Origin of the sequence: Vibrio sp. TH_r3 (assembly GCF_033101115.1) — a bacterium.
GTDB lineage: Bacteria > Pseudomonadota > Gammaproteobacteria > Enterobacterales > Vibrionaceae > Vibrio.
Genome location: NZ_JAWMPW010000007.1, coordinates 79216 through 92354, shown reverse-complemented (window position 1 = coordinate 92354; position 13139 = coordinate 79216). Strand labels below are relative to the sequence as shown.

The window sequence follows — 13139 nt, the reverse complement described above, 5'->3', positions numbered from 1 at the left end:
AAGCAAATAGTGCGGAGAAAGTAATGAACGAAAATAAGCAAAAGGCGCTGGCAGCGGCTCTAGGTCAAATTGAGAAACAATTCGGTAAAGGCTCAATTATGCGTCTTGGCGATAACCGCACTATGGACGTAGAAACAATTTCAACGGGTTCTTTGTCTCTCGACATTGCATTAGGTGCCGGTGGCCTTCCTATGGGACGAATTGTTGAAGTTTATGGCCCAGAAAGTTCTGGTAAAACAACACTAACACTTGAGTTGATTGCTGCTGCTCAACGTGCAGGAAAAACGTGTGCGTTTATTGATGCGGAACACGCTCTAGATCCTATTTATGCTAAAGCTTTGGGTGTAGACATTGATGCACTTTTGGTTTCTCAACCTGATACTGGCGAGCAAGCACTTGAAATTGTAGATGCTCTGGCTCGTTCTGGCGCAGTCGATGTTATTGTTGTCGATTCTGTTGCCGCACTAACCCCTAAAGCGGAAATTGAAGGTGAAATGGGTGATAGTCATATGGGGCTTCAAGCTCGTATGCTTTCTCAAGCAATGCGTAAGCTAACTGGTAATCTGAAACAATCCAATTGCATGTGTATTTTCATCAACCAAATTCGTATGAAAATTGGTGTTATGTTTGGTAGCCCAGAAACCACAACAGGTGGTAATGCCCTCAAGTTTTACGCTTCTGTTCGTCTTGATATTCGTCGTACCGGTGCAATTAAAGAAGGTGATGAAGTAGTAGGTAATGAAACGCGAATTAAAGTTGTTAAGAACAAAATCTCAGCGCCATTTAAGCAAGCGGAAACACAAATTCTTTACGGAAAAGGCTTTAACCGAGAAGGCGAGCTAATTGATTTGGGTGTTAAGCATAAGTTGGTTGAAAAAGCAGGGGCGTGGTACAGTTATCAAGGTGATAAAATTGGCCAAGGTAAAGCGAATGCCAGCAAATATATGCGCGAGCATACTGCAACAGCTCTAGAGATAGAAACTAAACTTCGTGAATTACTATTAGCACCAGTCGTCAGTGATGAATCTGAAGAACCTGAGGCTATCCAACCAGAACCAGAGTTGTAACAGAAGCAATGTTATAAAAATTAAAAGTAATGAAAACCTCGCTAACACGAGGTTTTCAAACGTTAAGCTTTTAAAAAAATTACGTTTTCAAAACACTCAAGCTTTCAAAACACTCATGCTTTTCAAAAGAATCAATCAGGTTATTGAAAGCTGACAATAATTTGAACCTGACCATATACTCTCCCTGCTGTAATCGTTTCGCCTGGTAATTTTTCTAGCGATGCTGAAAAATTGCCCCGATATATATTGTGATCCACTTCAGTTGCTGCTAGCTGTGTCAATTCTTGATAACCATACCAACCACCAGAATTTCCAGTACCAGTAAGCAAACTTGGTAACAGTTGCATCGCTCTATTATTACTATCATAGATCCTAATGCCGACACCTTGTGCAATCCCCGGTTCACCGTAATTGTTACTTAACAAATAAGTCAGTCCTCCACCTGTACTGGTTAGACCCAGTGTTTGAGCCTTTGAGATTGCGTTACTTGAATTGGCTAAGAACCCCATTGATACTGGCCTTGTTGTAATTGAAGAACTCGTACTGGTATTCGCTGAAGTACCGGACACTGCATCGGTTTCGCACATCAATCCCACTGAAAAATCGCCTGTAACAGTGCCGCCACCATCCAAATATTCATTACTAACCGTAGCGAACATAATATGCGGCGTATAATCAGTGACTTTACAATAAGCACCTCGAACAAAAGTTAATTGGTTTTGCCACCCCCAGCCGCCAGGCCAATCAGAATACCAACCACTATAACAACCCCCGCCATGATCGCATCCAACAGACAACCCAGAACTTAAGCCACCGCCTTTAAAAGCGATATACGCTAATGTTCGGTTACTAGTTGGGGTATATCGGCCACTATCTGCGCCGTCGTTTTCAGTGTCATTTGATACTTTGATCACTTCAATTGCAACATCGCTGAATATACCTGCATGAACGTAAATATAATTGCTATCAGCAAACATCTCAGAAGGGTCGAGCCTTCTTGCTTTCCAGTAACGTGAATAATATTCACCCGTTACAAGGTTTGTAAAGCGTGATGCCGCATATCGATAATCGGTATAATACGCACCGGGTTGAGTGGGCACTTCTTGTTTCCCTGCTCGATCGTCATCGCCATTGGTTGCATAAAATTCGTACAATTCATCTTTATCCGATAAGTCACAGCGGTAAAGGACTTGTTTTTCACCGTAGGCCGTTCTGTTTGCGCTAGTTAAAAATGACGCGACAGAGGACGCTAATACCGTTCCGTCTGGTTGAAATGCAGTGCCACTATTAATATTAATGGTACCAGGTAACCCAAGACTGCCGTAGTTTCCATCACTCGCACCATCTACATTACTACTAACGTAATAACCGGCAGCGATAGCTTCATCAGATAATAAGTAAGTTGAGTTACTATTATCGAGTCTTCTACAGCTTGATATCGCAATTGAGCTCCACAACAGAAAAATTAAAGTGATTAGATTGACAACTATTTTCATTTTTTTTCCAAAATCGTACCAAAATCAGTTTGTGAATTTATTATTGAACTAGGCATAAACAAACACTCTCGCTGCATATACTCATTTATCGAAAGTGAACAGTTAAATTTGTATCACTCAAAGCATAGTAGAAAATCGATAGCCCATTTTATTCATTTGATTGGCTGATAATGAATCGAGGGAGGACAAGATGATTTTTGTATCCGTCATAATTTGAAGTAGTCGAACGGCTATTATTAATAACGACTACTGGTACGAAATAGCATATTGTAATGATGCACTCACAGTACCAGCTGTTGTTGCCCCAGTTGCATAATATTGTGCTTTATAGGTAGCATTCGCTGTAGTGGCCGTCGCATCAGCAAGATTAAGGTCGCCGTTTCCGTTAAAATCGCTGCTAAAATCAATCACATTATTTTGAGTGTCAATAAGCTGTATATCAACCTCGGTAGCAGAACCTGTATTGCCTAAGTTTCCATCTGTTGTGACTTGGTTGCCAATAAAAACGGTGGATATATCGGTTGTTGCACCCGCCGTACAACCAGAAATAGAAATATCGAATTCTGTAGTACCAGCAACGGCAGCAACCGAAGCTAAATCTGAGGTAGAAACGGTAGGCAGTAATACCACGGGGTTAGCTGTATCACCGTTTACATCAACAGTACAAGTTTGGTCGGTAACTTCCCCTTGGAAAGTAATAATGTTTGCTTGCGTTGCTAAAACGCTTGTACTGAATACGCTAATAATAGGAAGCAATGCTAAATTTAATGTTTTCATTTTTAAACCCTTAAAGATAATTGGTTGGTGATTAACTGAATAATTCAGCTCGTGTATCAATACGGGTAATGTACTTGAACGTATCAATTTGTTTATTATCATTTGGATCGAAATAATATAAATTAAATGCTAATGCGAATGCATAGCAGGAATAGCAACTTATTTGGCACTACGGTTAACCCATGTTGCAAATAAGATGTTCTTTACAACATGGGCTAACAGTTAATAATAAGTAGGAAGGTGAGTTAAACGGTTTACCTGCAATATAGGGGCAACCGTTATCTTGAATAAAGCGAAAGCTAGAGAGGGTTTGGGCTGAATGTTATATTTATCTTAGTATTGGATATTTCAGACGTTATATTGAGTAACTTAAAGAAGAGATGTTATTGAATGGATTGTGAAAATTCAACAACTTGCCCTTCATCAGAAATAATTGAGTATCGAATGTCGTTAGTATTAAGATTTTTTATTTCTATCGTTTTAATATCGACACTTAAAGGTGGCGTGGTAACGCGTTCCAATAGTTCATCACCGACTTGAATGGCCAAAAAATTCATGTGCCATCGGGTATTATTCGATATGTGGAGTTGATTATCTACTATTTTAAAGCCTATATTTTTGTAGTCGATAGATGATGGTTTGGATAATTCATCGGGCCTGACTAGTATTTTTAAACGGTAGCGTAAAGGTAAGGTGATCTTAGCCACGACTTCGCTATCGTCGACGTCTTGAGGAATTTGCAATATATTCAACCAAAATAAGCTTTCATTGGTTGAGTTTTTTAAATCCTGCCGATTCACCATCACTTTGACTTGTCGTATTTCACCGGGATTTAGCTTGAATATGGGCGGTAATACAAAAACAGGCGTTAGCCCCTTGTTTGGAGAGGTTAATACATCACCAGTATCGGTCCATAATTGAATAGCGGTAGGATACTCGCCAGAATTAACCAATCTAAATACGGTGAATGCTTCTTTAGCATTAATGATTAGCCGTGTTTTATCGATGTTGACTTCAGCAGCTGCGTTGGTAATGTTTATGCTGACGAAAGTAAAAAAAATAACCAGTTTATTGAAAACTAACAATAATTTGGACTTGGCCATATACACTCCCTGCGGTAGCCGTTTCTCCGGGCAGTTTTTCTAACGATGCAGAAAAATTGCCTCGATATATTTTATGATCAACTTCCGTACTTGCCAACTGTGTTAGCTCTTGGTAACCATACCAACCACCAGAATTGCCTGTTTCGGTGGTTAAACTTGGTAACAGTTGCAGCGCTCTATTGTTACTATCGTACAGCCTAATGCCCACACCTTTGGCTATTCCTTGTTCGCCATAGTGGTTACTCAGTAAGTATGTTAATCCCCCACCGGTACTAATGAGTCCGAGTGTTTGAGCTTGTATTATCGCGTTGCTCGAATTGACTAAGAATCCCATTGAAACAGGCCTCGCTTTAGTCGATGAATCTGTACTGTCATTGGCTGTAGTACCTGATATCGCATCGGATTCACACGTTAAATCGACAGAGAAATCGCTTGTCACTGTTTCACCACTATTCAAATACTCATCACTAACGGTAGCAAATAGAATATGCGGAGTATAGTCAGTTACTTCACAATAAGCCCCACGAATAAAAGTAACCTGACCTCGCCATCCCCACCCACCGGGCCACTCAGCATAATAGCCATTATGACAAGTAAGATGATCACAACCGACAGTTAAGCCGGAGCTATGCCCCCCTCCTTTAAAAGCAATGTATACTTTTTGTCCACTACGTGAAGGGGTAAATCGACTGTTGCTGTTGGCATTGAAATTGACGCCTGATATTTTTATCACTTCAACGAAAACATCGCTAAACATACCTGCATGAACATAAATATAACGTTCGTCGGAAAACATTTTGCTCGGGTCGAGTTGTCTCGCTTTCCACTTACGCGAGTAAATTTCCTGGGTTGTTAGGTTTGTGAAGCGTGTTGCTGCGTATTTGTACTCGGTATAGTAAGCTCCGGAAACTCCAGGTAGCTCACTAACTTCATGCATTCCAGCATAACGGTCATCTGCATTCGTTGAATAATATTCGTATAACTCATTTTTATCTTCTATGTCGCAGCGAAAAAGTACTTGTTTTTCACCATAGGCACTACCGTTCGAGCTGGTTAAAAATGAAGCGGTTGATGATGCTAATACGGTTCCATCGGGTTGGAATGCACTGCCACTATTAATGTTAATAACCGCAGGTAATCCAAGTTGGCCATAGTTGCCATCAGAAGCACCGTTGACGTTATCCATTGTATAATATCCAGCAGTGATTGCTTCGGCACTCAATAAGTAATTGTTGTTGGCATCTAGTCTGAGACAAGTAGATACCGCAAGTGAGCTGAAAAATAGACACATTACAGTCATTAATTTTATAATTACTTTCATTTTATTGTCTCACAAGTTTGCGAATATGAGTTTAGCGGTGCCTTTTTATCCAATAACGTGAGGTTAATAGGAATAAAACATTCTTTATTATCATTCCAATGTAGAGTTATGCCTTTGGCACTTTTGTTCAACCGAACATACACTTGGCCAGCTTGTCCAACCATTCCCACACTCATTCCAGAATCATCAAATGCATCTGCCCCCATTGGTGGGTATTCACCGTTTTCTAATGTCGTGCTTATTAACATGGCATAACCTGTTATAGTTTCAAACGAGACCTTTACAACCGCGCCTGCATAAGGAACCACTTTTTTACTACTGGTGTTCAAATCTACATTACTGTACGTGTCTGCGGTGGCTCCGAGTGCAACATCAGAATATCGATACGACATCAAAGAAGGGTAAATAGCATAGCCGTTGCCATCTATTTGAGCTCCTTGGCCATTTAGTAGCTGTAAACCTTCGCCCCCTTCAGCATGAACTAATGCAAACGAGTCGCTCACATAAGGACCAAAAGTCAAGCCTCCGCTGTGGGCAATAACCGTCCCTGACATACCAGCCGAAACACGGTTATAGCCTTCACCCGATGCCGCCCCAAAGGATAGATTGCCATAACGAGTTCTTGTTGACATATTGGCACCATAAGCATTATTGCCGCTTTCATAACCAGCGTACGCCGAGTATGACGCTTGAGCCTTTTCACCTATGGTTCCTGCAACGTTAATGGTTGCAGATTCTCCTGCATCACTCTTTGTATAGTTAAAGCCAACGGTTGACCAACGATCGAATGCATCAAATGGTATAGATACACCTAATGCCATGGTTGTTTCGTACTTTCCTTCGGTGCTATTGGTGAAACTAAATTGCCTTCCCACAGATAGGTTATAAGAAAGACTGTTCCAGTTGTTGTTATATGTTGCTTGGTAATTGATGTTTGCTTTATCTTGGTCATAATAATCGACTAAAGAGCCACTCATATTTAATGAACCAAACTCGGCTAATGACTGACTAAGTGATACTGTAAATCTGTTGCGTTGATTAAAAGTGTCAGAAATATAGCCAGTAGCACCATTACTTATTTGTTCTCTTCTGCTTAACACATCTACTAATTCCATATAACCAGCAGACGAATATCGATAGGCGAGTAAGGAGAGGTGCATGCCCGTGTCGAAAGAACGAGAGAAAGAGGTTTCTAGTTGCCAGCCTTTAGTCGCTGGTTCGCTTTCATGAGCTTGAGTGAAAGCATAGGTCCCTTTAAAGCCAAATGCGCCTATTGATGTAGCTAGTACTCCACCAGACATATACGATTGATAATCTTTCCCTATTCTGACTCCTGAGTTTAACGTGAGTTGATTACTTACACCGTGCTGAATAGTTCCTTGAGCAAACCAACTGTTAACGTCGTCGTAGCCTCGTATTTTACCTGTTACGATGTTAAATACTTCGTTCCCTGGCCTTACTGATAAAGGGACAGATGAATAAGGCACAGTAAATGTATTCACCACGCCGTCGCTCTCACGAATAATTACCTGTAAATCACCGTTGTTTTTTGTATCGTTTAAATCATTGATAACAAATGGGCCTGGTGGAACGGTGATTTCCCGTATAATCTGTCCATTTTGCATAACGGATACAAGAGCATTAGTTAAAGCCACTCCATTTACTTCCGGTGCATAACCTAGTTGGCTCTGCGGCCACATACGCTTGTCTGTTTCGAGCTTAATACCCGTGTAAGATAAGCTACCAAATAAGCCTTCTGAAGTATAAGATTCACCTAATATTATGTTACTACCAATGCTAGAAATTGGCCGTTGAACATAAGTATTTAAGGTATTGTAATCGTATTCATCATCACTGATCCTAACAAAACCGTCGTGCCTAAATTGCCATAAGCCTATGTTACTGCCCACTTTTAGATTACTACTTAAATATTGACTGTTGTCTGAGTTGTCGTATTGAGTGAAGTAATAGTTAGAATTATGCTTGATAAATAAAGCCGATATACCCTCGTCCCATTTACTCGGGTCTATGTAACCATCTCGTTGTCTAATTAACGAAGCTTGAGGGATCGTGTAATCAAGTTTGAAATTTGATGGTTCAAATTTCCATGACGATGATGGGATTAAATCAGATACAAAGTAACACTCAAGAACCTGTTTTGGGTCTGGTATTCTTAACATTTCCAATTGAGTAAGCGACAAACACCCTTCAAATTTATTCAGTGTTGGGTTCATCGCAGAACGTATCTTAAAATTGGCTTTAACTAGTTTTCCATTCAAATATAGATCGATTGTACTTGTGCCATTTATTCCGTAGTTTGACAAATCCGAGTCATTATTTAAGTAACGATCGACATTAACACTTCCTTGAAATAAAGAAGCATCAAATTGGGGCTTCTCTACCGCGATAGTAAAGCAACTAAATTGAGCCAAAACTGCAGCAACAAGGATCTTTTTTTGCATGAAAGTTACCACGTCAATTAGAAATAAAGAGGATACTTTCTTTCCGTCAGACCACCTTGATCATTAACGGGTGAAAAAGTAAAGTTTGCAGGTTTTGAAGATGCATCGTCAGCAAAGTTTGAAGAAAATTCAAAATCTTGATAAGAATACGGTGCAACCATTAAGCCTACCGATGCTAACTTTTCGTCACCATACTCAAGCTTCGCCATGCCAGACATGGATAAGTATAATGGTCTATTATTGGTTACTCGTAATTGTATGGTTTTATGATTGTATTCAATAACATCCACTTGAATGTCTTGTTTCCAATTGGTTTCATAATTGGCGATTTTTTTTGGTCGATAGAAAAGTTTCACCTTGTGCTTTATGGTAATGACAAGTTTGTTGCTATCTTCATTACCATCGGCAACATCAGTATTTGCAGGAACTTGTAAAAAACTGAAGTATGATACCGATTCTCGGTCGTCAGGAAACGCCTGTTTATCCGTGAGAATTGTGCGGATTACCTGCCCAGTATTAGCTTCTAATTTAGCAATAGGAGGAATGACCGCATAAGGTGTTTCTTCAATATTTTCAGATGTTTTGTTACTGTTTTCAGTCCAAGACTGAACAAAAAATACTTTATCACTTCTATTGTTCAGTTGAACATTGACGAACTCTTTGCCTTCATCATATACAATTCGACTTCCTGTCATAATGATATTGGCAGATGTGCTTGTCGAAATAAAAAAGAGTAGAAAGTAAAATATTTTTTTCATGATCAACACGACTCCCAGAGTTCAAGATATTTGCAAAAAAAAATTATATAACTAAAAGAATAGTAGATAATTGAGAGTGTTTTATTCGTTGGCAATGAAGTGATTGGATATAAAAATATTTTTATATCCAATCTAATATTACACGTACTTGAGATCGCTCTCTAAATACGATTTACTGATAAGAAATCGCATATTGAAGAGATGCGTTTACCGTACCTGCTGTTGAAGCAGCAGTAGCATAGTACTGAGCTTTATATGTAGCGGTAGCTTCTGTGGCTGTTGCATCAGCAAGAGTCAGGTCACCAGCTCCGTTATAATTGCTGCTGAAATCAATTGCGACGCCTTTAGTGTCTAGAATTTGTATATCAACATTTCCCGCTGTCCCGGTATTTCCTAGGTTAGCACCATTTACTTGGTTACCTACAAACACGGTATCAATGACTGTTGCAGTACCTGCTGTACATCCAGAAATAGAAATATCAAATTCAGTAGTACCCGCAACGCTCGCTGCTGCTGCTAAATCTGAGGTAGATACGGTTGGTAGTAATACTAGTGGATTTGCTTCTTCTCCATTTACATCAACAACGCAAGTTTGGTCGGTTACTTCCCCTTGAAAAGTAATAACGTTGGCTTGTGCAGCTAAAACACTAGTACTGAACATTGCAGCAATAGATAGTAATGTTAAATTTGTTTTTTTCATTTTATAAACCCTTTAGAGATAATTTATCCAGAGAGAACCGGACTATTTGATTATTCATCAAGGGCACTTTACTCGAACATACTTGGCTATTTATTATCATGACAATTGAAATAATATAAATTAAATGCTAATAAGGGGCCGTGAGCAACAAAGTTAAGTGATGTGATTTATTAACTATTTGAAAATGAGTTGTTTATATTAATAGGTGAAGTATGTGGAATTTTTTATTAAAGGCCACAATGATCACTATTACAGTGAATTGTTAGATAATTAGATCGAAAAATCACAGTAAAATTCTTTTATTTAAGAAAACTAGCCGAATCCAGCCCCTTCATTTACAATAGCCAACAAATAATTGTTTGTGGGCGCTATTGCCCTAAATTCATCTCAAAAGTTTCAGGAAGAGTCGCATGTATATGAGCACCGACGAGTTACGCCGTGCGTTTCTAGAGTTCTTTGAAAGCAAAGGACATCAGATAGTAGAAAGTTCATCCTTGGTTCCAGAAAACGATCCAACTTTGTTGTTCAACAATGCTGGAATGAACCAGTTTAAAGATTGTTTTTTAGGTATAGATAAACGAGCTTACACAAGAGCAACAAGTGCTCAACGTTGTGTCCGTGCAGGTGGTAAGCATAATGATTTAGAGAATGTTGGCTTCACTGCTCGCCATCATACTTTTTTTGAAATGTTGGGCAACTTTAGTTTTGGCGACTATTTTAAAAATGATGCGATTAGTTATGCGTGGGAGTTTTTAACTAAGGTACTCAAGTTACCAGAAGAAAAACTATTGGTAACTGTGTATGAAACCGATGATGAAGCGTTCAATATTTGGAACAAAGATGTCGGTATTCCTGCTGATCGTATTGTTCGCATTGGTGATAAAGAAGGCGGTAAAGCATACGAGTCAGACAACTTCTGGCAAATGGGTGATACCGGTCCGTGTGGTCCTTGTACAGAGATTTTTTATGACCATGGTGAGCATATTTGGGGCGGACGCCCCGGCACACCCGAAGAAGACGGTGATCGTTTTATAGAAATATGGAACAACGTCTTTATGCAATTTAATCGCCATGCTGACGGAACAATGGAACCTTTGCCTAAGCCATCAGTGGATACAGGAATGGGGATTGAACGTATTGCCGCTATTATGCAAGGTGTGCATTCAAACTATGAAATTGATATTTTCCAAACCTTAATTAAAGCGTCGGCTGAAGTGATTGGTTATGATGACTTATCTAATCAGTCGCTTCGTGTTGTTGCTGATCATATACGTTCTTGTGCATTTTTAATTGTTGACGGCGTGATGCCATCTAATGAAGGGCGAGGGTATGTACTTCGTCGAATTATTCGTCGTGCTGTTCGTCATGGTAATAAGCTCGGTGCGCAAGGGGTGTTCTTCTATAAACTGGTTGCGGTTCTTGCTGATGTTATGGGATCGGCCGGTGTCGAGTTGAAAAAACAACAGACTTTGGTTGAGAAAGTTCTGCGAATTGAAGAAGAAAATTTCAGTCGTACACTTGATCGTGGCATGACCATCCTTAACGACGCGTTAGATGCGCTTGAAGGAAAAGAACTTGATGGTGAAATGGTATTTAAACTTTATGATACCTACGGATTTCCAGCGGATTTAACCGCTGACGTAGCACGTGAGCGTAACTTTACGATTGATGAAGCTGGCTTTGAAAAAGCCATGTCAGCACAACGTAAAAGAGCGCGTGAAGCGGGACAATTTGCGACAGATTATAATGAAGCGATTAAAGTTGATGCCACGACTGAATTTTTAGGTTATCAAGGGACAGAGTCTACTAGCCAAGTGGTGGCGATGTTTGTCGATGGAGACCAAGTTGAGTCATTATCAGCAGGGGATAAGGCGATTATTGTTTTAGACGAAACGCCATTCTATGCTGAATCCGGCGGGCAATGTGGAGACGCGGGTATTCTTAAAGTGGCTTCGGGCTTATTTAAAGTTGAAGATACTCAGAAGTTAGGTAGCGCAATTGCCCACCATGGTGAATTAATTGAAGGTGTTTTTGCTAAAGAAGATGTGGTTCAAGCGTTAGTTGATGCAAAACGTCGACAAGCTATATCTCTAAATCACTCTGCGACCCATTTGGTTCATGCTGCTTTGCGCCAAGTACTTGGTGAACATGTTACTCAGAAGGGGTCATTAGTAAAACCAGACAGTTTACGTTTTGACTTCTCACACTTAGAAGCGGTTAAAGTGGAAGAACTGCGCGAAGTAGAAAGAATAGTAAACCGCCAAATACGTGCTAACAATGAGATAGAAACTAACATCATGGACATTGAGTCGGCTAAGAAAAAAGGCGCGATGGCTTTGTTTGGTGAAAAGTATGATGACCAAGTTCGCGTATTAACAATGGGTGATTTCTCAACTGAGCTTTGCGGCGGTATTCATGCTAATAATACTGGTGATATTGGACTGTTCAAGATTGTTTCTGAAAGTGGTATCGCCGCTGGTATCCGACGTATTGAAGCAACTACCGGTGAAGCTGCTCTTGATGCGATTGAAACACAACAAGCTCAATATGAAAGTAAACTGACTGAGGTTGCTAATAAATCTAAAGGGTTAGAAAAAGAGATTGAGCAGCTAAAAAATAAGCTAGCAGCGGTAGAAAGTAGTAATGTACTGGGTAAAGTTGAGCATATTTCCGGACACAAAGTATTAGTTGCTGCTCTGCAAGACGCTGATAATAAAAACTTGCGTATTATGGTTGATAACATCAAAAACCAGATTGGTAGTGGTGTTATTTTGTTAGCTAATATTAATGGTGACAAAGTCGGCCTAATTGCTGGTGTAACCAAAGATTTAGTTGGCAAGGTCAAAGCGGGTGAACTAGTAAATATGGTCGCCATGCAGATCGGTGGTAAAGGCGGTGGACGTCCAGATATGGCTCAAGCTGGAGGTACAGACGTAGCTGCTTTACCAGAAGCACTTAAAACAGTTAAAGGCTGGTTAGAAGAACGTTTTTAATTCAGCGTGTTAAGTTTAAAAAAGCCAACTAATTTCTCATTAGTTGGCTTTTTTTATCAAATAGAATTTTGTGTGCTCAACGCTTTTTATCGGTTGTTCAATCAACACTTCCGTGTTGCTAACGTGAGAGCTGCCTATGGTAAATCTGTTGTTTATGTACACTTAGAAACGAATTATGGACGTTGTAAACAATATAATCATCAAGATAAGTAGTGTTAGGTGTGGTTTTTGTGGAAAAAATCCGTAATAGTTAATAAGTTGACTATAGTTATTAGTAACGCTTTAATTCTAGTTAGGAAATAACAAGTTTACGGCTATCTGTAAGCTTTTTATAAGTAGAAAATAAAATAGGAAGAGCTATTTTGACAATTGATGGTAGAAATATCAGCTAGTGTTGCCGTAATTTGTTAAGAAAGTGCGAAGCTTATTGATAAAAAACAATTAAATTTAAAGGAAGAACTT

9 protein-coding genes are annotated in these 13139 nt (G+C 39.6%); 2 read left to right on the top strand and 7 right to left on the bottom strand.

Annotated elements, in window-relative coordinates:
* Positions 1-23: 23 nt before the first annotated feature.
* The gene (recA, locus tag R3X26_RS08765; protein ID WP_317716928.1) at positions 24-1067 is read left to right on the top strand and encodes a recombinase RecA; all 1044 of its coding nucleotides are present in this window, start codon (positions 24-26) and stop codon (positions 1065-1067) included.
* A gap of 140 nt (positions 1068-1207) precedes the next feature.
* Here recA and stbD (R3X26_RS08760) read toward each other — a convergent pair whose 3' ends face one another.
* The 7 genes from stbD (R3X26_RS08760) to R3X26_RS08730 form a co-directional block, all read right to left on the bottom strand.
* A complete protein-coding gene (gene stbD, locus R3X26_RS08760) occupies positions 1208-2563 on the bottom strand; it encodes a fimbrial usher protein StbD (protein ID WP_317716927.1) in 1356 nt (451 codons plus the stop codon).
* A gap of 246 nt (positions 2564-2809) precedes the next feature.
* Positions 2810-3340, bottom strand: coding sequence for a fimbrial protein (locus tag R3X26_RS08755; protein ID WP_317716926.1), 531 nt, complete (start codon positions 3338-3340; stop codon positions 2810-2812).
* Positions 3341-3723: 383 nt separating this feature from the next.
* Positions 3724-4443, bottom strand: coding sequence for a fimbria/pilus periplasmic chaperone (locus R3X26_RS08750; protein ID WP_317716925.1), 720 nt, complete (start codon positions 4441-4443; stop codon positions 3724-3726).
* Positions 4409-5764 carry a fimbrial usher protein StbD gene (gene stbD / locus R3X26_RS08745; protein WP_317716924.1) on the bottom strand — a complete coding sequence of 452 codons (1356 nt, stop codon included), beginning with the start codon at positions 5762-5764 and terminating at the stop codon, positions 4409-4411. Before stbD (R3X26_RS08745) ends, R3X26_RS08750 begins: the two co-directional genes overlap by 35 nt.
* Complete coding sequence (locus R3X26_RS08740) at positions 5761-8226, bottom strand: fimbria/pilus outer membrane usher protein (RefSeq protein ID WP_317716923.1); 2466 nt, start codon at positions 8224-8226, stop codon at positions 5761-5763. Before R3X26_RS08740 ends, stbD (R3X26_RS08745) begins: the two co-directional genes overlap by 4 nt.
* Before the next feature lie 17 nt (positions 8227-8243).
* A complete protein-coding gene (locus R3X26_RS08735; RefSeq protein ID WP_317716922.1) occupies positions 8244-8984 on the bottom strand; it encodes a molecular chaperone in 741 nt (246 codons plus the stop codon).
* Between the two features lie 172 nt (positions 8985-9156).
* Positions 9157-9684: a fimbrial protein gene (locus tag R3X26_RS08730; RefSeq protein WP_317716921.1), complete on the bottom strand. Its 528-nt coding sequence runs from the start codon at positions 9682-9684 to the stop codon at positions 9157-9159.
* A gap of 410 nt (positions 9685-10094) precedes the next feature.
* Between R3X26_RS08730 and alaS the strand changes: the two genes are divergently transcribed.
* On the top strand, positions 10095-12677 hold the full coding sequence (gene alaS, locus R3X26_RS08725; RefSeq protein WP_317716920.1) for an alanine--tRNA ligase: 2583 nt from the start codon (positions 10095-10097) through the stop codon (positions 12675-12677).
* The last annotated feature ends 462 nt before the right edge of the window (positions 12678-13139 follow it).